The sequence below is a fragment of the Nocardia sp. NPDC050413 genome (assembly GCF_040655475.1).
Lineage (GTDB): Bacteria > Actinomycetota > Actinomycetes > Mycobacteriales > Mycobacteriaceae > Nocardia > Nocardia coubleae.
In genome coordinates this window covers 33786-55997 of record NZ_JBFAJZ010000005.1, presented here as the reverse complement: position 1 = coordinate 55997, position 22212 = coordinate 33786, and the positions used below count along the sequence as shown (strand labels likewise).

Sequence of the window (22212 nt, the reverse complement as noted above, 5' to 3'; positions counted from 1 at the left end):
CCCGCGAACAGCGGGCACACGATCACGGTGGGCGCCGGTGCTGCGGCGGCACGATGTAACCGGGATGGTTACGGCCACCGGGGAAGTCGATGGTTCCCGGTCGGGTGGCCGGGCGCCGCGGCGGGATCGGGTTGCCACCCGTCGACGGGCGCTGGGTATGCGGCTGCGCGACGTGCGGATACGGCTGCGCGGGCGTCGACGGTCGCGGCGCAGGGTAGGGCCGCGGGGTTTCCCTCGCGCGCAGCACCACACCGCTCGAGGTGTACTGCGGCTGGTGATGCCACGGTCCCGGCACGGCGAACAGCGCCGCCCTTGCCGCGTCGGCGAACTCGGTGCAACTGGCGTACCTGGCCGCCGGGTGCTTGGCGGTCGCCCTGGCCAGCACCGCGTCCAGCGTCGACGGCAGGTCGGGGCGCAGGCTGCGCAGCGGCGGGACCGGGGTGCTCATGTGCGCCTGGATCACCGCCGCCGGGCTCGGCCCGGGGAACGGCACCGAGCCGGTGAGCATCCAGAACAGGGTGCAGGCCAGCGAGTACTGGTCGGCGCGATGGTCCATCGGGCCACCGGCCAGATGTTCGGGTGCGGCGTAGGCGAGGGTGGCGGTGATGGAGCCCGCCGAGGACAGGGTGGTCTCGCTGTCGCGCACCGCCGCGATGCCGAAGTCGGTGAGAACCACCCGCTCCGGGCGGCCGATGGGCGGTTTGGCGAGCAGGATGTTCGCCGGTTTCACGTCGCGGTGCAGGACCCCGCTCGCGTGTGCGAAGTCGAGCGCGGTGGCGGTCTCGGCGGCGATCTGCACGGCGCGGCCGGGGGTCAGCACGTTCACATCGGCGGTCGCCACATCGGTACCCGCGACGAACTGCATGGAGATCCACAGCTGGTCGTCGTCGGTGCCGCGGTCGTAGACATTGACGATGTTGGGGTGCTCGAGCTGGGCGACCAGGTCGGCCTCGCGTTCGAACCGGCGGCGGATCTCCTCGTCGGAGGACAGATCGCGGCTGAGCAGCTTCAACGCGGTGAGGCGTGGCAAACGCGGATGCCTGGCCAGATACACCACGCCCATGCCGCCGTGGCCGAGCACACGCCGGATCGTGTAGCCGGCGAACACGTCGCCTTTGACCAACACGCGAAGTCACCCCCTCCAGGGCAGAGCACCCGTCGAAATTCTACCGATGTATCTCCTGCCGCCTCCCACATGCAACATCTTCCGACCTTGTCGGTGCCGCGGATTAGGGTGTCAGCTATGCGCATTGGAGCACACGTTCGCGACGAGGGCGATCCGATCGGATTCGGCGAGAAGCTCGGCGCCGAGGTCATCCAGATGTTCGTAGTCGATCCGCAGAGCTGGGACAAACCGCAGCCGCATCCGAAGGCGGCCGAGATCTTGGCCAGCCCGATCGACGTGGTCGTGCACTCGTCCTATCAGATCAATGTGGCCAGCCTGAACAACCGGCTGCGGATGCCCTCGCGCAACGCGGTCGCCCAGCAGGCGAAGGCAGCCGCCGAACTCGGCGCGTTCGGCCTGGTGGTGCACGGCGGGCACGTGCGCTCCGACGCCGAGATCGACACCGGAATCGACAACTGGCGCAAGCTGTTCGAACGCCAGCAGGACAAGGGCGGCTTCGCCGTGCCGATCCTGATCGAGAACACCGCGGGCGGCAACCACGCGATGGCACGGCACTTCGACTCGATCGCCCGGCTGTGGGACGCCGTCGGCGACTACGGTGCCGGATTCTGTCTCGACACTTGTCACGCCTGGGCCGGTGGCGAGGAACTCGTCGGCGTGGTCGAGCGGATCAAGGCCATCACCGGCCGTATAGACCTGGTGCACCTGAACTCCTCGCGCGACGAGTTCGACTCCGGCGCCGACCGGCACGCCAACTTCGCCGACGGCACCATCGACCCACAACTGCTCGCCGAGGTCTGCCGCACCGCGGGTGCTCCCGTCGTCCTCGAAACCCCCGTCGACGGCGTCGCCGACGACCTGGCCTACCTGCGGGAAACCCTGGGCTGAGGACGTTTCGGATCAGCCGGAGAGAAAACCTGTCTGTTCGAGTGGGTTCGCGGTGTGCTTGACGCCTACCCGAATCCACAACAGACAGAGGTGATCCCCCATGACGGTCGACCAGGCCACCCTGACCGTGACCAAGCTCGGCGCCCACATCGGCGCCCAGGTCGACGGTGTCCGCCTCGGCGGTGCGCTGGACGCGGCGACCGTCGCCACGATCCGGCGCGCACTCAACGAGCACAAGGTGATCTTCTTCCGTGGCCAGCACCACCTCACCGAAGACGGTCAGCACGAGTTCGCACAGCTGCTCGGCAGCCCGACCACCCCGCATCCCACGGTGAAGTCGCAGGGTGTGAAGAGCCTGGCCATCGACTCGGAGAACGGGCGCGCCAATTCGTGGCATACCGACGTGACGTTCGTCGACCGGATCCCGAAGGCGTCGATCCTGCGGGCGGAGTATCTGCCCACTTACGGCGGTTCGACGACCTGGGCGTCGACGGTGGCCGCCTACAACTCGCTGCCCGAGCCGTTGAAGCTGCTCGCCGACAACCTGCGTGCGGTGCACACCAATGTGTACGACTACGCGGCGAAGAATGTGGAGCCGCTCCGGCCGAAGTCCGAGCAGTACCGGGCCGAGTTCCAGTCGACGTACTTCGAGACCGAGCATCCGGTGGTGCGAGTGCACCCGGAGACCGGGGAGCGTGCCTTGCTGCTCGGGCATTTCGTGAAGAACTTCGTCGGTTTGTCGACCAGTGAATCCCAGGCACTGTTCCGCTTGTTCCAGGACCGGGTGACCCGGCTGGAGAACACCACCCGCTGGAACTGGGCCGACGGCGACGTCGCCATCTGGGACAACCGCGCCACCCAGCACTACGCGATCGACGACTACGACGACCAGCCGCGCCGCCTCACCCGGATCACCCTGGCCGGCGACATTCCGGTCGGCGTCGACGGACAGCCCAGCAAGCCGCTACAGGGCAACGCCGAGCACTACTCGATCATCGACACCGCCGCCGACCTGACCCACCTGAGCGAAAGTCTCGCCTGATCACGCAAGCACATGGGTAACTCACCGGGCACGGGCCAACTCACCACGCGCCCCAAAGCTTGCCGCGTCCCCAGCCTCCCCGCACCTGAGTCTGGCCAGAGTCGCGGGGAGGCGGATGGGCTAGAGTCGCGGGGTGGCGGATAAGTGCATTCGGCCGTTGGACGGTGTTCGGGTCCTGGAACTCGGCAACTACGTGGCCGCTCCCACCGCCGGTCGTATCCTCGGTGATTTCGGTGCCGAGGTCATCAAGGTCGAACGGCCCGGCACCGGCGACGAACTGCGGAATTGGCGGCTCTACGGCGGCGACACCTCCATGCTGTACCGCACGGTGAACCGCAACAAGAAGTCGATCGTGCTCGACCTGCGCACCCAGGCGGGCCGCGATGTCGTGCTCGACCTGCTCGCGCACTGCGATGTGCTGCTCGAGAACTTCCGGCCCGGAATGCTGGAGAAGTGGGGACTCGGGCCCGATGTGCTCGAGCAGGTGAATCCGAACCTGGTCATCACCCGGATCTCGGCCTACGGGCAGACCGGTCCGATGGCGTCGCGGCCGGGTTTCGCCGCCGTGGCCGAGGCCGTGGGTGGGCTGCGTGAACTCGTCGGTGATCCCGATCGGCCGCCGGTGCGCGTCGGGGTGTCCATCGGTGACTCCATCGCGGGCATCTACGCCGCGTTCGGCACCGTCATGGCCCTGTTCCAGCGCGAACGCATCGGCCGGGTGCCCCAGGCCGAACGCATCATCGATGTGGCGCTCAACGAGTCGATCCTGTCGGTGATGGAGTCGCTGGTGCCCGACCATCTGGCTTACGGCATCAACCGGGAACGGGTCGGCGGCCGCATGGAAGGCATCGCCCCGAGCAACGCCTACCCGACCAGTGACGGGTTCAGCATCATCATCGGTGGCAACGGCGATGCCATCTTCCAGCGATACATGCAGGTCATCGACCGCCCCGACTTGGCCGCCGATCCGGAGCTGGCCGACAACGCCGGCCGCTGGCGCAATCGCGAGCGCCTCGACGCGGCCATCGCCGAATGGACGGTGCGTCATACCAGGGACGAGGCGCTGAAATTGCTCGACGCCGCGGCCATACCGTGCGGTCCGATCTACACCGCGGCCGATATCGTGGCCGACGAGCAGTACCGAGCAAGAAACATGATCCAGTCGTTCCCGGTCGAGGTGGGCGAGCCCGAACCCAAACAGGTGGGTTTCACCGGCATCGTCCCCGTGATCGGGGGTGAGTCGCTGCCGATCCGCAATGTCGGCCCCGACCTCGGCGAGCACACCAGGGAGGTGCTCGGTGGGCTGCTGGGGATGACCGACGATCAGATCGACGCGCTGGAGGCATCGTGACCAGACGAGTACACGGTCGGCGCCGCCCGCCGGTGCGCAGCAAGTGGGAACCGCGCGGCCCGGGCCATGTGCGTCCGACAGTGCATCCGACTCCGGCCAGTGTCGGTGACAAACCGTGCGGCGGGGTGATGTGCGTGCCCACGCAGGAACCGGAGCACCGGCGATGACCGCGCTGCTGCGCGATGTCACCCTGCGTGACGGGTTGCAGCTCACCGGCAAGGTGCTGCCGGTGGAGTACAAGATCGACGTGGTGCGCCGGTTGCTGGCCGCCGGTGTGCCCGCGCTCGAGATCGGTTCGATGGCCCGACCCGATCTGGTCGCGCCCATGGCCAACTCGCTCGAGCTGATCGCCGCCCTCACCCCTGACGAGCTGGCGAAATGCTGGGTGTGGGTGGCCACGCCACGGCATGTGGAGAAGGCCGCCGAGGCGGGGGCACGCAACTTCCAGTACTGCTTCTCGGTGTCGGACGCCCACAACAAGGCCAATATCGGGCGCGACACCGAGACCTCGGTGGCCGCGATGCCCGACGCGATCCGGCTGGCGCACGAGGCGAACGGCTCGATCCAGCTGTGCCTGGCCACCAGCTTCACCTGCCCGTTCGACGGACCCGTCGATCCCGAACGGGTGCTGGCCATCGCCCGCGACCCACGCACCGAAGGCGCCACCGACATCGTCCTCGCCGACACCCTCGGCCAGGCCGCACCCGGCCAGGTGAGCGCGCTGGTCGGCGCCGTACGCGGCACCACCCCGCCGCGCCGCATCGTCTTCCACGGGCACGACACCTGGGGCATGGGCGTGGCCAACACCCTCGCCGCGATCGACGCGGGCGCGGAGATGGTCGACGGCGCCCTCGGCGGCCTCGGCGGGTGCCCGTTCGCACCGGGAGCCAGCGGCAACACCGCGACCGAGGACATCCTGTTCGCCACCCGCCCGTCCTGGTTCGATCCCGAGACGCTGGCGCGGCTGGTCGGGCTGACCGAGGAATTGCTCGGCGAACTGGGCGAACCCAACCGCTCGCGCACCGCCGAGGGAGCGCGGTCGAAAGCCGACGCCTTCGAGTGGGTCATCCGGTAGGTATCGGGGGGATCCCGGATGGCGCCGGTGGCGGTCGGCCGCCAGACTGGACACCATGACTTCACACCCCATGGGGACCGAGGCCGTCGAGTCGGCGGCCGCTACCGAGATCGCCGCCGCAGCGCAGGACCTGGTGAAGCTGTACGGCTCGGGAGATACCCAGGTCAAGGCCCTCGACGGGGTGTCGACCGACTTCGCGCGCGGCCAGTTCACGGCCATCATGGGACCGTCCGGTTCGGGCAAATCGACCCTCATGCACTGCCTGGCCGGGCTCGACAGCGCCAGCGCGGGCGAGGTCCGCATCGGTGACACCGCGCTCACCGGTCTGTCCGACAAACAGATGACCGCGCTGCGCCGCGACCGCATCGGATTCGTCTTCCAGGCGTTCAACCTGGTTCCCACGCTCACCGCGCTGGAGAACATCACCCTCCCGCTCGACATCGCCGGCCGCAAGGCCGACCAGGACTGGCTCGACACCGTGGTGAAGCGGCTCGGGCTGGCCGACCGGCTCACCCATCGGCCGAGCGAACTGTCCGGTGGTCAGCAGCAGCGAGTGGCGTGTGCGCGCGCCCTGGTCGGCAAACCGGAGATCATCTTCGGTGACGAACCGACCGGCAACCTCGACTCGCATTCCTCCGGTGAGGTGCTCTCGATCCTGCGCGCCTCGGTCGACGAGTTCGGCCAGACCGTCGTGATCGTCACCCACGACCCCCGCGCGGCCGCCTACGCCGACCGGGTGGTGTTCCTCGCCGACGGCCGCATCGTCGACGAGCTGCGCGATCCGACGCAGGACTCGATCCTCGACCGGATGAAGGCGCTGGAGACCAAATGAGCAACCCGATGCGCAAGGTTGCCTTGCGTAATCTCGCCGCGCACAAGGTGCGATTGGCCTTGACGGTGTTGTCCGTGGTGCTGGGCACCGCGTTCATCTCCGGGTCGTTCGTGTTCACCGACACCCTGCAGCGCACCTTCGACGGGATCTTCGCGGGCCAGGCCCAGGGCGTCGATGTGCGCGTGGGCCCGAAGGACCAGCAGTCGCTGGGCGTGCCGAACAATATCGTCGCCGCGCTGGCCAAGGCCGACGGTGTCGATCGCGTCGCCCCGGCGGTGAACGGCCCGGTCGTGCTGCTGCAACCCGACGGCAAGAAGGCCGTCCAGACCGGTGGCGCCCCCAGCTTCGGCCTGTCGTACCTGCCGCCGGACAAGGCCGTCGAGGAACCGGAGAAGTTCGTCGCGGGTGCGCCGCCGTCGCAGACGGGCGAGATCGCGCTCAACACCGGTGGTGCCGAGAAGGCCGGGCTGAAGGTCGGTGACAAGACCAAGGTGCTCGTCCCGTCCAAGGGCGACCCGTTCGAGGTGACGCTCACCGGTATCTACGAGATGCCGGGCGCCGAGGGCGGCGGGGTGGTGGCGGTGATGTTCACCGAACCGCAGGGTCGCAAGCTGTTCACCGACGGCAACTACGTGGCCTACGCCGATGTCCGTGCCGCACCGGGTGTTTCGGCCGACGACCTGCGTGATCGGCTCGCCGTCGGCCTGCCGAACCTGAAGGTGCAGAACTCCGACGAGGTCCGCGAGGACATGAAGAAGGAGATCTCCGAGGCGCTCACCTTCATCAACTACTTCCTGCTGGCGTTCGGTGCGATCGCGCTGATCGTCGGCACGTTCATCATCTACAACACCTTCTCGATGATCGTCGCGCAGCGGTTGCGTGAACTCGCCTTGCTGCGCGCGATCGGGGCGAGCCGTCAGCAGGTGGGCCGGTCCGTGGTCGCCGAGGCCGTGGTGATCGGGCTGATCGGCAGTGCGATCGGCTTGGCGGCGGGCATCGCGCTGGCGTTCGGGTTGTCGGCGTTGCTCAATGCCTTCGATCTCGGTCTGCCGACCGGTTCGCTGACGGTGTTGCCGCGCACCGCGATCGTCGCCCTGCTCGTCGGGTTGCTGGTGACGGTGGCCAGTGCCTACGCGCCCGCCCGCCGCGCCGCGAAGGTGCCGCCGGTGGAGGCGATGCGATCCGAATTCGCCAGCGCTGGTGAGTCGTTGCGGGTGCGTACCGTCATCGGTGCGGTGCTCGCCGTGGCGGGCGGTGTGCTGGTGTATCTCGGTGCGCAGGGCACGGGCAAGAGTGCGGCGATCACCGTCGGAGTCGGTGCGCTCGGCTTGATCCTGGCCGTACTGCTCGCCGCGCCCGCGCTGTCGCGGCCCGTGGTGGTGGTGCTGGGTGTGCTGACCCGGCCGTTCGGGCCGATGGGCCGGATGGCGCGCAACAACGCGGTGCGCAATCCGCGCCGCACCGCCGCCACCGCCTTCGCGCTGACGCTGGGTCTGATGCTGGTCTCGGCCATCGGCATCCTCGGTGCGTCGGCGAAAACCAGCGTGGACGTGCTCATCGACAAGGGTGTGAAGGCCGAATACGTGCTGGCCGGTCCGCCCATGATCGGTGCGGCGATCGGCGCGGTCGACGCGGTGCGCCAGCAGGTTCCGCAGGTCAGTGATGTCACCGGTATCCGGGCGGTCGGGTTCCGGCTCGGCGACGAACGGGTCGGGGCGACCACGCTCGACGGTCCGATCGACCCGGTGATGGACATCGAGATGCGCGAAGGCTCGAGCACCATCGCGGAGAAGGGCATGCTGGTCGGCGAAACCGAAGCGGCCGACCGTGGTTGGGAGCTCGGCGAGAAGGTGACCATCACCAGCCTCGACAATGCCCAGCTCGAGTTGACCGTCGGTGGCATCTACGCCGACTCGCCCCTGCTCGGTTCGATGGTCGTCGACCCGCGCCTCTACGAGCAGTTGATGCCGCAGAAGTTGCGCACCAACGTGATCGTGCTGGTGAAGGCGGTGCCTGGCGCCGATCTCACCGCCATGCGGGCCAACCTCGAGAAGGCCACCGAGCCGTTCGCCGTGGTTCAGGTCCAGGACCACGAACAGTTCAAGGGCGCCCAGGGCCAGCAGATCAATACGCTGCTCGCCATTCTCTACGGTCTGCTCGCGCTGGCAGTGGTGATCGCGGTGCTCGGCATCATCAACACCCTCGCCCTGTCGGTGGTGGAACGTCGCCGGGAGATCGGCATGCTCCGCGCCGTTGGCACCCAGCGTTCGCAGATACGCCGCACGATCTACCTGGAATCCATGTTGATCGCGATCTTCGGCGCCATCGTCGGACTGCTTCTCGGCGTTGCCCTCGGCGTCGGATTCCTGCGCACCTTGCGCGACATGGGCATCGATCAGATCGATATCCCGTGGTCGCAGTTGGTGGCGATGTTGATCGCCTCGGGTGTGGTCGGTGTGCTGGCGGCGGTGTGGCCGGGTGTGCGGGCCGCGCGCACGCCACCGCTGGCGGCTATCGCGGATCTGTAGGAGCACCAAGCATTTTCGGGCCTTCGGAGACACTTTCCGGAGGCCCGAATGCTGTCGCTGTGCGCGTCCGGCTGCGGGAGGTACCGGCTCAGTGGCAGGCAGATCGGCGACGCATGCTGGTCTGCAGCTGCTGGGGCCCGACCGCCGTGTCCAGGCCGAGCCGACGCCGGTGCCGTGTCGTCCGCGATCGCCGGCGGTCAGGCCGGGTAGGTGGAGGACCAGTCGCGGGTGGGCCGGCCGTGTTCGTCTCGTGGTGGGGTGAGGCCGAATTCGGTGCAGTAGTCGGTGGCCAGACGTTCGAGTACCGGGCGGGCGTCGACCGTGCGCGACCAGCGATGCGGCAGGGCGCCGCGGCCATAGCGCGCGCCGAGCAGACTGCCCGCGATCGAGCCGGTGGCATCGCTGTCGCCGGAGTGGTTCACCGACAACAGCAGCCCGGTGCGAACGATCACGTGCCCGGGTCCGCCGACCGTCTCCGCCGCCAGCATCGCGTAGACGGCGATCGCGAGTGCCTCGGGGCCGATCCAGCCTTCGCCGAGGGTCTCGAGGTCTTCGGGCCTTGGCACGCGCGCGGGCCGTGCTGTACGGGCGGCCAGGGTGATCGCCGCTTCGAGGGCGGCCGTCGTCTCCTCGTGGTGCGGGTAGGTCGCTAGTTCGGCCAGTGCCCGGTCCAGTGCGGTCTTGGTGCCGATTCCCCGGCTCATCTGATAGACCAGCGCCGCCAGCACGCCCGCGGGCAGCCAGCCACTCGGGTGCCCGTGGGTGAGAGCGGCTGTGTCGCAGCCCAATTCGAAGATGGCGGTGAGCGCGGCACCGGAACGGTCGGCGGCGTAACCGAATCCGCACGGAGCCGACCGCATCAGCGCGCCGCTGCCCTTGGAATTGTTGATCGGCCGGTCGCGGGTGCCCAGCGGGTTCGTCGGCTCCCGCCGCTCGGCCACCGCACGCAGCGAGGTGTACACCGAATTCGCGACGCCGCGCTGCTCGACCAGCTCGCGATGACCGGCCAGGGAACTGTGCAGGGCGGTCGGTTGCTCGGGCAGCTCACCCACCTGCCCGCGCAACCACACGAGCATTCCCTGCTGTAGCAGACCGAGCGTCGCACCCCCGATGCCCTTGGCCCGCGCGCGCACCGAGCCCCGGATGAGGGCCTCCACGGTGAACGCGGTCAGCTGCGTCTCCTCGGAGATCCGGAGCTGGTCGGCCTCGTCGGTCACCCCGAGGTAGCCGTACTCGTCGCGGATCTTGCGCAGGGACATGGTCTCGATCGGCGCACCGAGTGCGTCCCCGATCGCGCCACCGATCAGGCAGCCGTGGACGGCGTTCAGCCATTCGGCCGGGCCCTGCGACTGTGCGGTACCGGTGCGCTGGGCGTTGCCGCTGTCCGAGGGCGGTTTTCGCGTGGCCGGGGACGCGTGCGGTCGCGATGGCGAACCATCGGCGGTGCCGGAGAGGATCACCGGGGACACGGTCGGGTTCGCGGTGGGTGTTTCCGTTCCGGTGGCGGGGCGAGCGGCCGCGCCGTGGTGCACGGGCCTGCTGACGGCGGTGGGGTCGCTGCGGCGGTGTGTCTGCGGGTGGTCACCGGTGTGCGGCCGCACTGCTGGTTGCTGACCCGTGTGCGGGGGCCGGCGGAGCGCCTCGGTGAGCGCGGTCGCGAAGGCTGTACAGGTGGGGAACCGGTGGGCCGGGTTCTTCGCGAGGGCTTTGGCCAGGACCGCGTCGACGGCGGCGGGGAGGCTGGTACGTCGCGAACTCGCCGAGGGTGGTGCGGCGTTGAGGTGGCCGAGCATGACGGTGGCGGGGTTGGGCGCGTCGTAGGGACCGGTGCCGGTGAGGAGCCGGAAAACGGTGCAGGCCAGGGAGTATTGGTCGCCGCGTCCGTCGAGTGGTTCGCTGCTGAGCTGCTCCGGGGAGGCGTAGGCGATGGTGGCGGTGAACTGGCCGGTGCGGGTCAGTCCGCCGGTGTCGTCGAGGAGCTTGGCGATCCCGAAATCGGTGAGCACCACCCGTTCGTCGAAACCCGCGCCGACGCCCGCCGTGCGCGAGAGCAGGATATTGGCCGGCTTCACATCCCGGTGCAGCACACCCTGGCGGTGCGCGTAATCCAGCGCGCCCGCCGTCTGGGTGACGATCTGGGCGATGCGGTCGGTCCCGAACTCCGCCGCCGGTACCGCCGCCGCGTCCGTTCCGTCGACGAACTGCATGGCGATCCAGCACCGTTCGTCCTCGACGCCACGGTCGTAGACGGTGATGATGTTCGGGTGATCGAGCTGGGCGATCACATCGGCTTCACGCTCGAACCTGGCCCGGATCTCGGTGTCGGCGAACAACTCCCGATGCATGAGCTTGAGCGCGGTGAGGCGTGGCAGCCTACGGTCCTTCGCCGCGTACACCGCGCCCATCCCGCCGCGCCCCAGCTCTCGTTCGATGACGAAACCGGCGAAAACCGCCCCGCGCCGCACCATCGCTCACCCCGTTCACCGAATCCGATCGTTGGCAGCCTAATCGGTCGCGTGCCCTCGCCGAGTCGTTGTCACACCGCCGGTGCGTGGGTGTGCGCCCACCGGGTGATGTCGCCGCGGTCGAGCGCGGTGGCGAGCAGGTCGGGGAATTTGTCCGGTGTACAGGCGAAAGCCGGGATGCCGAGCGCCGCGAGCGCCGCCGCGTTGTCGTGATCGTAGGCCGGTGCGCCTTCGTCGGAGAGCGCGAGCAGCACCACCACCTGCACGCCCGACTCCTTCATCGCATTGCACCGGCGCAGCATCTCCTCGCGCACCCCGCCCTCGTAGAGGTCGGAGATGAGCACGAACAGGCTGTCGGTGGGCCGGGTGATGAGCGATTGGGAGTAGGCGATGGCGCGATTGATGTCGGTGCCACCGCCGAGCTGGGTGCCGAACAGTACGTCGACCGGGTCGCTGAGTTGCTCGGTGAGATCCACGACCTCGGTGTCGAACACCACCAGCGAGGTCTTCAGCGACCGCATCGAGGCCAGCACCGCACCGAACACCGAGGCGTAGACCACGCTGGCCGCCATCGACCCCGATTGGTCGATCGCGAGCACCACGTCGCGCTGGATCGCCTGCGACTTGCGGCCGTACCCGACGAGTCGCTCGGGCACGATGGTTCGGTGTTCGGGCAGGTAGTTGGCCAGGTTCTTGCGGATGGTCCGGTCGAAGTCGATATCGCGCAGTTTCGGACGGTGGGTGCGTGCGGCCCGGTTGACCGCGCCCGATACGGCCGCCACCGTCTTGGCCGCGATGCGTCGCTCGATCTCGCGCACGACCTTCTCCACCACCATGCGGGCGGTCGCCTTGGTGGTCTCGGGCATCACCCGGTTGAGACCGAGCAACGTACCGACCAGGTGCACGTCGGGTTCCACCGATTCCAGCAGTTCCGGTTCCAGCAGCAGCTGGGTGAGGTTGAGCCGCTGCACCGCGTCGCGTTGCATCACCTCGACCACGGTGGCGGGAAAGTAGGTGCGGATGTCACCGAGCCAGCGCGCCACCCGGGGAGCCGAACCACCCAGCCCGCCGGACCTTTTCGCCGACGTGCCGGCCTCACCGGTGTTGTACAACGCGCTCAGTGCCTGATCCATGGCTTGATCCGCACCCGAGCCCAGTCCACCGAGTTGTTCCTCGGCGGCGGAGCCGAGCACGAGACGCCAACGGCGCGCATGAGTTTCGTCGTTACCGGTCATGGTTGACGCTCCTGATGATCGAGCCGGGTTCGTCGGGCGGGGTGAGGACTCGCGCCTCGAGACGCGATGTCCGGAGATCGTGAAGCGGTGGCCGAATCGACGCGCGTACCCCCGCTCGTCGTACGGGCGGCTGTTGCCGGGAAGGCGAAGACTGCGCTCATCCGGCGGCGCCGAGAATGCTCGCGGCGGCGCGCAGGGCCAGCTGGCCGCGCGCCGGGTCGACGGCCGTAGCGTTCGCGGCGGTGGCCGGTGCGGGGCCGGTGTCGCGCAGGGCCTGGCCGATGGCGCGGCGTTCGCCCGATTCGAAGGAACCGAAGGTGCGGCGCAGCAGGGGCAGGGTGGCGACGAACTGGTCTTCGGGGAGTTCGCGCAGCCAGTCGTCGATGCGGCGCAACAGATCTCGATCGTGGACGAGCAGGAGTCCTCGGCCCCCGAGGAACCCGTCGATCCAGGCAGCCTTGGCCGCGGGGGTGTTGCCCACCGACAGGGCCGCCGAGAGCCGGCGCGCCGAATCGGCGTCGTCGATGCGTTCGGCGTCGCACAGCAGCCGAACGGCGCGCCCGCCGATGGCGCCGTGCACGTCGTCGCGGTCGGCGATGCGGTGCAGGGTGGCCAGCCACTCGGTGGTCGAGCGGGTGTCGTCGCGGGTGCTGACGGCGGTGTGGGCGGCATCGATCTGACGGCGTAGCGCCTCGGCGGCGTCGGTGTCCAAGCCGGTCACCGCACCCGGCAGACCGGCGCAGATGCGGACGAGCAGGCCGTCGGCCACGTGCTCGAGCGCCTTGGTGTCGGTGCCGCGCACGTCGCCGTAGCGCAGGGTGCGGGTCAGGCCGGGCAGGGCGCCGAGCAGGTGGGTGACGTCGTGGTCGAGGGCAGCGGCCGCTTCCAGGCGGGCGATCAGACCGTCGGTGGCGCCGCCGAGGTCGGCGAGCAGCGCCGTCTCCAGCGCGTCGGCGAGTTCGGTGACCGACACGCCGTCGCGGCTCGCGGTGTCGAGGATCTTGGCTTCCGCCGCCGTGCGCAGGGTGGTGCCCCACACGGCAGCTTCCACGATGCGCACCTCGAACTCGGGTTCCCAACGCAGCGACCAGGTTTCGCGGAAGGTGCCGGTGCTGCGCACCTCGCCGACGGTCGGGGTGCCCCACTCGACGCCGAGCAGCCGCAGCCGGTGCAGCAGGTGCGAGCGTTCGACGTCGCGTTCCTTACGCAGGTCGAGGTCGACCGTGCGGATGAGGGCTTCCTGCTTGAGCCGAAGGGTCTTGATGCGTGCCCGCAGATCGGCGGCCAGCGGGACGGTCGGCGTGTTCTCCGGCACCGCACCGAGCGTTTCGCCGACGACGAGCTCGTCGACGACCAGCCGCAGCATGGTCTCGTCCCCGCCGCACATCACCGACCGCACGGCCTCGGTGACCTCCGACAATCCGGCTAGCGGCCTGCCGCGCAGCGCGGCGAGCGTGTCGGCCAGGCGAACCGACTCGATGATGTGCGCGCTCGACACCGGAAGGTCGTGTGCGCGCAGCACCCCTGCCACCTTCGTCAACCACCGCGCCACCGGCCGCTCGGTCTCGGTGAACAGGTGGTGATACCAGCCGGGTGAGGTGACCCCGGCCCCGTACCCCGAGCCAGATGCCAACCGGGAGTGCGTCCACGGCACCCAGGTCAGAGCGGCTTTCGTCTTCGGAAGTCCCTTCAGCAGACGCATATCCGGCGCCGCCGGACCCAGCGGCCCCACCAGCGCGGGTGCATGCCACGCCCCGCACACCACCGCCACCCGACGAGCCCCGCCCTTGAGCACCTGCCGCATCGTCTGACGCATGTACGCCTCGCGCCGCAAGGTGTGCTCGTCGACCACCAGCGGCCCGGCCCCCACCGCTTCGGGCAGGAGGTGCTCGAGCCCCGCACTCTCCACCGACTCCCTGTCCGACGACGTCAGCGGATCAGTCGATGTCGCCAGGTCGTCCGCTTCGGTGCGGGTCGCGGGCCGGCCCGAGCCGATCGGCGTGGCGGGTTCGGCTGTGCCAGCCGGCGCATCCGGGTCTGCCGAGCGGGTCGGTGCCGTGGGTGCGGCCGAGTTCGTGCTGGTCGGGGCGTCTTCGCGCAGAGCCGCCATGGCTTCGGTGATGGCGTCGAAAGCAGCGGTGTCGGGGACGGATTCGACGACCGCGTCCCACCAGCGTTCGGCGTCGTCGAAACCCGCGGCCGAAGCGAGGGCCGCCAGTGGGTCGGTGCGGTCGACGCGGGTGTCGTCCTCGATGGCGAGGACATTGGTGGCGGGCAGGTCGCAGAAGCGGACCGGGACACCGTTGTCGACGCCGTAGCGCATGGCCTGCCACTCCGGGGAGAACACCGCGAAGGGCCAGAATGCGGCTCGGGCGGGCGAATCCGGGACGTAGGCCAGCAGGGCGACCGGCGGGCTCATCGTGTCGGCGGCGACGAAACCGACGAGCGGATCGGCGTCGGCGGGCCCCTCGATGAGAATCGTGTCCGGCCGGAACTCCTCGAGCGCCTGCGCCAACGACCGTGCCGACCCCGGCCCGTGATGACGGATACCGAACACCCGCGTCACGGGTTCACCGGCCGCCGGCTCGTCCCGCGCCTGATCCGGCCGGGTACCGCCTGTTTGTTCGCTCATCGAAAACCCCATGTGTGCTGTGTGATCCGTCCTCCCCGTCGCGCGGGTGTCAGCCGGCGATGTCGCGGCAGGCGCGGTAGAAATCGGCCCAGTCGGGGCGTTCACGGACGACGGCCTCGAGGTATTCGGTCCAGATCACCGCATCGGCAACCGGGTCCTTGATGACCGAACCGAGTACGGCACCCGCGATGTCGGAGGCGCGAAGCACGCCGTCACCGAAGTGGGCGGACAGGGCGAGACCGTTGGTGATCACCGAGATCGCCTCGGCGGTGGACAGCGTGCCCGACGGCGACTTCAGCTTCGTTCGCCCGTCGGCGGTGATGCCCGATCGCAGCTCACGGAACACCCGGACCACGCGCCGCACCTCCTCGGCGGCGGCCGGGACCGTCGGCAACTCGAGTGCCGCACCGAGCTGTTCGACCCGGCGGCTGACGATCGCCACCTCGGAATCCTCGTCGGCGGGCAGCGGAAGCACGACGGTGTTGAAGCGGCGGCGCAGCGCCGAGGACAGATCGTTGACACCCCGGTCGCGGTCGTTGGCGGTGGCGATCACATTGAAACCCTTGGCCGCCTGCACCTCCGCACCGAGCTCGGGGACGGGAAGCGTCTTCTCGGACAGAATGGTGATGAGCGCGTCCTGCACATCCGAGGGGATACGGGTCAGTTCCTCGATCCGGGCGATCGCGCCGGTGCGCATGGCCGTCATCACCGGCGACGCCACCAGCGCCGCATCGCTCGGTCCCTCGGCGAGCAGCCGCGCGTAGTTCCAGCCGTATCGGATGGCTTCTTCCGCCGTCCCCGAGGTGCCCTGCACCAGCAGGGTCGACTCACCACTGATGGCCGCCGAAAGATGCTCCGACACCCAGGTTTTCGCGGTACCGGGCACGCCGAGCAACAGCAGCGCCCGATCGGTGGCCAGCGTCGCCACGGCCACCTCCATCAGCCTGCGGGGACCGACGTACTTGGGTGTGACGACCGTGCCGTCGGCCAGCGTGCCGCCGAGCACATAGGTGACCACCGCCCACGGCGACAACTTCCACGAGGGCGGACGCGGCCGGTCGTCGACGCGCGCCAGCGCGGTGAGCTCGTCGGCGAAGGCCTGCTCGGCGTGCGGGCGCAGCAGGGTGGTTGCGGATTCGGTCGTCGTCATGACAGCTCCTCGAGCATGGTGGCGCGTTCGGTGAGATCGGTGGCGAGGGTGCGGAAGGCCTGATGCCAGGCGGGGTCGTCGGTGGCCTCGGCCAGCGCGGTGACGCGGGCGGCGAGGCCGACGGGGAGGTGGACGCCTGCCGCGGTGAGCAGGGCGCGATCGGTATAGACACCCGCACCGGAATGCGGGTGACGTGCCGTGGTGCGGGCGCGTTCGCCGAGCAGTCGCAGTACGTGGGCGGCGACCCGGTCCGGCCAGGGATGGTCGAGTCCGGGCAGGATCGCGTGCAGTTCGGTGAGCTGATGCGCGTCCAGGTCGAGCACGTGCTCGACACGGTCGGCGGGATCGAGCAGCGTGAACAGTTCGCGGCGGCGCAGCACCGCCTGTTCGGTCGGGGTCGCCCCGGCGAAAAGCTCACGCGCCCAGATGGTGTCGCGGGCGGCGAGGGTGGCGTCGACCCAGCCGTCGACGATCGCCTTGGCATAGCGCACCGGCAGTGCGAGTGCGAGTGCTGTCGCGGCGGTGTTCTCGGGGCTGGTGCCCAGGATCCGCGTCCACGCCGACAGCGGTGCCGCGGCGATGACCTGGTGCAGGGTCTGCGCCGATGCGTCGGAGGTGTCCCAGCGCAGCTTGGGCTGTTCGGTGCCGTCGGTGATGCCGTCGCGGCGGGCTTGCGCGCCCACGTCGCCGGGGACATCCACCTCGAGCCCGCCGTCTGAGCCGACCCGAACCCACGCCGTGAGCAGCGCGGTCATCCTGGCGCCGTAGGCGGAATCGGGGAGCCGGGCGAGCAGACCGGCGGCAGTCCGGCGTACGTCGCCGCGCCGGTCGTCGAGCGCCCGTTCCAAAAGGTCTTCGTCGGCGGCGTTCGCACCGATGCCCAGCAGGCCGAGGAGTTCGGCTTTGATCGACCCCGATTCCTTGGGCCACGCGCTGGTCAGCACCTCGAGGCCACGCGCCGGGTCGACCCGGCGCAGGTTCGCGAACCAGTCCTTGCGTTCACCCGGAGTGCCGAACAGCCACACCTCGTCCGAGGCAGCGAACTCGACGGAATCGCCGTCGACCACAGGCGAATCCGCAGCGGTCGGATCATCGGTCCCCACCGACGATTCGTGGCGGGACGCAATGCTCTCCCCGGAAAATGCCCGATCGACGGGAAACTCGTCGACCAGCTTCGACCAGGCCGGATTACGCGCCGCCAGCCACCGCCCGCGCCGCCCGGCCAACCGCAGCAGCGGAGCACGCAGCGCGGGATCCGACGCCGCCGACAAGGCCTGCACACACAGCACCTCGGGCAATCGGAAGTCGAACGGCTCGGCGGCGGCGAACCATTCGGGAAGAAACGCCGACTTCTCCTGGAGCAGGCGGCCGAGCCGATTGGCCGACCGGCGCGGCAGCAGCGGACGCGGATCATCGAGCGCGGGTTCGGGTTTCGGTGCCGTGCCCGGTACCCGCCCGCCCCGCAGGTACAGATCCTGCAACGCGGCGGTCTCGAGGAGTTTGGTCGCGGTGTCCCCACCACGTTGCGGCACCGCGCCCGCGACCGCCGGATCGAGATGCACACCGTCGAGCCCACGGCGAGCCGTGCCGAGCAGTGCGATCGAAACCAGCTCTGCCAGTTCGGGACTCGCGGCGGAACCGGTGGGGAATTCGGTCTCGAGGTCGTGCACCTCGCCGGCGCTGAACACCGACACCGGGTCGAAGCCCTCGGCCGACCACTGACCGGTCACCGTCACCGGATGACCACCCGACACCGCGGCCAACCGCCACGGCCGAACCCCGGTGGGCAGGGGCAGCGCGGTGCCCTCGGCATCGACCAGATGCCAACCGTGCTCGTCGATCGCGGGAACCACATCGGTGAGCAGCGCCGGAACGGAACGCACCAGCGGGTCCTCGCTCAGCGCGGCGGCGTAGGCGTCGAGCACATCGCCGATCGAGGTACCGGCGGCCGGGACGGTGGTGAACGGTTCGGGCGCACCATGGCGCGCACCCCATTGCACCCGCAGCGGTACAGGGCCGGGGTAGTAGTGCAGTTCCGCGTCGACCTCGTTGCCCGGTGCGGGCACCTCGCCGGTGAAATTCGGTGTGCCGAAGGAGTGTTCGATCAGCAGCGCCCAGCGGCCGCCTGCACGGCCACGCAACCAGGTGCGTCGCGCGTAGAGCCGTTCCTCCTCGCTCACCCGCATGCCGAGCACCTGCCAACGGTCGCGCACCGCCGGTTCGGCGAGCACGGTCTCGGCCTGCACCGGGTAGCCGATGTGGGAGCGGATACCGGCCTGCAACGGTTCCGGCAACGCGTCGAGGGTGCGGTGGGCGAGGACGAGCAGATGCAGCCGGGCGTATTCGCGCAGCAGCAGCTCGGGCCAGTGTTCGGTGGTTGCCACCGCCGTGGGAAGCCTGCGCAGTGCCTCCGCGATCCGGGGTGCCTGGGCATCGACCATGCGCGCCGCCACGGCCTCGTAGGCGGCATAGGAACGGTCGGTCTGGGCGAGGCCGGTGCGAACCTGGTCGGTGAGCCACACCTGCAACTCCGCCAGCCCCGCCGCCACCCGGCCGCGCCGCTGCTCGACCGCCGCGGCCGACGGCGCCGACTTGGCCTTCGGCGCTGCGGTGGCCTTGGCGACCCGGCCCGCGAGCCACTCGGCCGCGAAGTCGGCGGGCGCGTCCCGCGTCGGCACCGCGCCGCTCGACCACGCCAGCAGCAACGACAGGGCGTGCTTGCAGGGAAACTTCCGGCTCGGGCACGAACACTTGTACGCGGGACCGGAGAGATCGACGATCGTCTGGTAGGGCTTGGCCCCGCTGCCCTGGCACAGCCCCCACACCGCGTTCCCCTCGGCGCCGGTGTCGCGCCAGCGACTCGCCAGCTTGCGCGCGGCAGCCACCGAGCTCGCATCGGGTGCGAGCGCACGGACCTGGTCCTCGGTCCACAGCGCGGATGTGTCGGTCATCGGTTCCCCCGTTCTCTGTCGCCGAAATATCTACCGGAGCCCACCGACAACTTCGCCCGTTCACGGTGAAGGGCCTGGAAAACCCTGGTGCCGTGAAGAATTCGCGCCTCACCTCTTGCTGTGTGGGGCGAACTCTGGCATTCTGACCTGTTCGGCTCGACCGGACCGCCCGGGCCGCTCAACGCAGCGTAGCGCGGGTGAGAGCACCTCATCGAGCTGCCCGCCGGGGTGGGCGAGGGGTGGACATCGAGGGCCGGTCGCGGCGCCACGATGGCCATTCCACTCCCGCGGGCAGATTCGCTGGGGCGCAGCGCATCCCCTGGGCGAACGCCCGGCGATCGGGTAGCGTTTCGGGCACAGTTGCGCTCGGGGCGTGAAGGGGGGTGTCGCCAGTGTGCTCGGACCGCATCACCGAGGTGGTCGCGCGCGAGCTCGCCGCCGACCCGGCTGTGGAGGACCGGGTCGCCGATTGCGTGCTCGCGGCGCTCACCGAGGTCGACGATGCCGCCGACACCGCCGATGCCGGTGACACGGGCGTCTTCCTTCGCGCCGTCACCGTGCACGGCTTCCGCGGCATCGGCCCCACCGCCACCCTCCGGCTGAATCCCGGACCCGGTCTCACCCTGGTGGTCGGCCGCAACGGCAGTGGGAAATCCAGCTTCGCCGAGGCCGCCGAATTCGCGTTGACCGGCGGCAATCGCCGCTGGGACGGCCGCACCAGCGCCTGGCGCGAAGGTTGGCGCAACCTGCACGAACCCGATCTCGCCCGGATCGAGGTCGAGCTGCTCACCGGCGGCGGTGCGGTCACCGTCGCGACGCACTGGGCACCCGGCGCCGAACTCACCGAGGCGCAGTGGACCGAACGGCGCGGTGACGCCCCGCCCGCCGTCGTAGACCCGGTGAGCAGGCGTCAACGCCTCGACCTGTATCGCCCGTTCCTGTCCTACAGCGAGCTCGGCGCCCTCGTCGACGGCAAACCGAGCGACCTGTTCGACGCGCTGCACCGACTCCTCGGTCTCGACCAGCTCGCCGCGGCGGCCGAGAGCATCCGGCTGCGCAAGCTGGAACTCGAACGCGCCGTGAAGAATTCGCGGCAAGACCGCGCCGACCTGCTCGACGAACTCGCCCAGGTCGCCGACGATCGCGCCGATCGCGTCGCCGACCTGCTCCGCGACCCGGACCCCGACCTCGACGCCATCGCGGCCGAGGTGGCGGGCTCGGTCCTCGGCGCCGAAGGACCCGAGGGCCTGCGCGCCGTCCTGCGCCTGTCCCTGCCCGATCCGGTGGAGGTGGCCGACGTTGCCGACCGGCTCGCCCGCGCCGCCGCCGACCTGTCCGCCCACGCGACGATCGACGCCGAATCCGACCTCCGCGTCCTCGAACTGCTCACCCGCGCACGTGAACACGCCGTCACCGCGGGCGCCTGCCCCTGCCCGGTCTGCGGCCGCGGCGACCTGGGCGACGACTGGTTGACCGCCGCCGACGCCGAGATAGCCAGGCGCGGTGCCGATCTCGACGCCCTACGCTCCGCCCGAACGGAATTCGAGTCGGCGCTCGCGGCAGCTCGCGCCCTCCCGACGCCGGTGCCCGAGGAATTCGCTCCGGCGACCCAGCCCACTGACCGGGCCGTGAAACCCGGCACGCCGTTGCCCGATGCGCCGATCCGATCGGAAGTGCTCGGCAAGCGCCGCGACGCGGTCCGGCGATGCTGGGACGAGTGGGCCGCACTCGCGACCGCCGACTACGACGAGCAGTCGGCCGACCGCCTCCGCACGACCTACCAGGACCTCGCCGCCGAACTCGCCGCCCTGCAACACGATGCACGCGTCGAACTCGAACGCCTGGATGCGGTGTGGTCGCCGCTGGTCCCGCGCATCCTGGCCTGGCTCGAACCGGCCAGGGCCGTCGCGGCCGACGCGGGCGAGTTGCGGATCGTGCGCAAAGCCGCGGACTGGCTCAAGTCGGCGACGACGACCATCCGTGGCGAACGGATGCGGCCGCTGGAGGCGACGGCGCGGTGGGTGTGGAGCACTCTGCGTCAGCAGAGCAATGTGGAGCTCGGGGCGATCCGGCTGCAGGGCAGCGCGGGTACGGCGCGGCGGGTGCTTCTCGATGTCACCGTCGACGAGGTGGACGGCGCCGCGCTCGGCGTGATGAGCCAGGGCGAGCTGCACGCGCTCGGGCTGTCGCTGTTCCTGCCGCGAGCCACGGTGGCGCACAGCCCGTTCCGGTTCGTGATGATCGACGACCCGGTGCAGGCGATGGACCCGGCCAAGGTCGACGGACTGGCCCGGGTACTCGCCGAGGTCGCCCTCACCAGGCAGGTCGTCGTGTTCACCCACGACGAACGCCTCGCCGAAGCCGTGCGCCGCATGCAGCTCGACGCCACCGTCCTCGAAGTACAGCGCCGCGAGCGTTCCGTCGTCGAGGTCCGGGTGACCGGCGACCCGGTGCGCCGCTACCTCGACGACGCCCGATCCCTGCTGCGCACACCGCAACTACCGCCCGCGATCGCCGACGAACTCGTCGCCACCTGCTGCCGTTCGGCCATCGAGGCCGCCGGGCTGGCGAAAGCGCGCCACGAGCTGCTCGCCGCCGGGCTCGCGCACGGCGAAGTGGAGCGTCGGGTTCGCAACGCGCACACCACGCGCGCCATGATCACCCTGGCCATCATGGGTCCCCGTGCCCGCGTGGACGACCTGAACAAGCACCTCAGCGCGGTCGGTGGCCGCTGGCTCGTCGGGGTGCTGCGCGACGCCACCGCGGGCGCCCACGTGCCGATCGACCGGCCGATGCGCGAATTGATCAGCGATACCGAACGATTCATCGCTTGGCTGCGCGCCCACGAACCGGCGATGGCGCGGTCGTGAACGGGCATCCGGCCCGGCCCGGCCCCGCATTCGACCACCTCTTCGGTGTGGCGATGCACCGAAATCG

At 69.8% G+C, this 22212-nt stretch carries 13 protein-coding genes; 7 read left to right on the top strand and 6 right to left on the bottom strand.

The features are described from left to right. Positions 1–22: 22 nt before the first annotated feature. Positions 23–1126 carry a protein kinase gene (locus AB0I19_RS14760; RefSeq protein ID WP_357148711.1) on the bottom strand — a complete coding sequence of 368 codons (1104 nt, stop codon included), beginning with the start codon at positions 1124–1126 and terminating at the stop codon, positions 23–25. A gap of 117 nt (positions 1127–1243) precedes the next feature. Between AB0I19_RS14760 and AB0I19_RS14755 the strand changes: the two genes are divergently transcribed. From AB0I19_RS14755 to AB0I19_RS14730, 6 genes are all read left to right on the top strand, one after another. Then, positions 1244–2014: a deoxyribonuclease IV gene (locus AB0I19_RS14755; RefSeq protein ID WP_357148708.1), complete on the top strand. Its 771-nt coding sequence runs from the start codon at positions 1244–1246 to the stop codon at positions 2012–2014. A gap of 100 nt (positions 2015–2114) precedes the next feature. Continuing rightward, a complete protein-coding gene (locus AB0I19_RS14750; protein ID WP_357148705.1) occupies positions 2115–3056 on the top strand; it encodes a TauD/TfdA family dioxygenase in 942 nt (313 codons plus the stop codon). A gap of 148 nt (positions 3057–3204) precedes the next feature. After that, positions 3205–4407 carry a CaiB/BaiF CoA-transferase family protein gene (locus AB0I19_RS14745; protein ID WP_357149375.1) on the top strand — a complete coding sequence of 401 codons (1203 nt, stop codon included), beginning with the start codon at positions 3205–3207 and terminating at the stop codon, positions 4405–4407. 163 nt (positions 4408–4570) lie between these two features. After that, positions 4571–5482: a hydroxymethylglutaryl-CoA lyase gene (locus AB0I19_RS14740; protein ID WP_357148702.1), complete on the top strand. Its 912-nt coding sequence runs from the start codon at positions 4571–4573 to the stop codon at positions 5480–5482. A gap of 55 nt (positions 5483–5537) precedes the next feature. After that, a complete protein-coding gene (locus AB0I19_RS14735) occupies positions 5538–6314 on the top strand; it encodes an ABC transporter ATP-binding protein (RefSeq protein WP_357148699.1) in 777 nt (258 codons plus the stop codon). After that, positions 6311–8842 (top strand): FtsX-like permease family protein, encoded by a 2532-nt coding sequence (locus AB0I19_RS14730; protein WP_357148696.1) that lies wholly within the window; start codon positions 6311–6313, stop codon positions 8840–8842. The genes AB0I19_RS14735 and AB0I19_RS14730 overlap by 4 nt, the downstream gene beginning before the upstream one ends. A gap of 197 nt (positions 8843–9039) precedes the next feature. On the opposite strand, the gene AB0I19_RS14725 is transcribed toward AB0I19_RS14730, so the two are convergent. From AB0I19_RS14725 to AB0I19_RS14705, 5 genes are all read right to left on the bottom strand, one after another. After that, on the bottom strand, positions 9040–11310 hold the full coding sequence (locus AB0I19_RS14725; protein WP_357148693.1) for an ADP-ribosylglycohydrolase family protein: 2271 nt from the start codon (positions 11308–11310) through the stop codon (positions 9040–9042). A 68-nt stretch (positions 11311–11378) separates the two neighbouring features. Beyond that, positions 11379–12542 (bottom strand): VWA domain-containing protein, encoded by a 1164-nt coding sequence (locus AB0I19_RS14720; protein ID WP_067491339.1) that lies wholly within the window; start codon positions 12540–12542, stop codon positions 11379–11381. A 157-nt stretch (positions 12543–12699) separates the two neighbouring features. Then, on the bottom strand, positions 12700–15174 hold the full coding sequence (locus tag AB0I19_RS14715) for a DUF5682 family protein (protein ID WP_357148690.1): 2475 nt from the start codon (positions 15172–15174) through the stop codon (positions 12700–12702). Positions 15175–15223: 49 nt separating this feature from the next. Further along, the gene (locus AB0I19_RS14710; RefSeq protein WP_357148687.1) at positions 15224–16324 is read right to left on the bottom strand and encodes an AAA family ATPase; all 1101 of its coding nucleotides are present in this window, start codon (positions 16322–16324) and stop codon (positions 15224–15226) included. Further along, positions 16321–19275 (bottom strand): SWIM zinc finger family protein, encoded by a 2955-nt coding sequence (locus tag AB0I19_RS14705; protein WP_357148684.1) that lies wholly within the window; start codon positions 19273–19275, stop codon positions 16321–16323. Before AB0I19_RS14705 ends, AB0I19_RS14710 begins: the two co-directional genes overlap by 4 nt. A 392-nt stretch (positions 19276–19667) precedes the next feature. Between AB0I19_RS14705 and AB0I19_RS14700 the strand changes: the two genes are divergently transcribed. Continuing rightward, positions 19668–22145 (top strand): AAA family ATPase, encoded by a 2478-nt coding sequence (locus tag AB0I19_RS14700; protein WP_357148681.1) that lies wholly within the window; start codon positions 19668–19670, stop codon positions 22143–22145. Positions 22146–22212 lie beyond the last annotated feature (67 nt).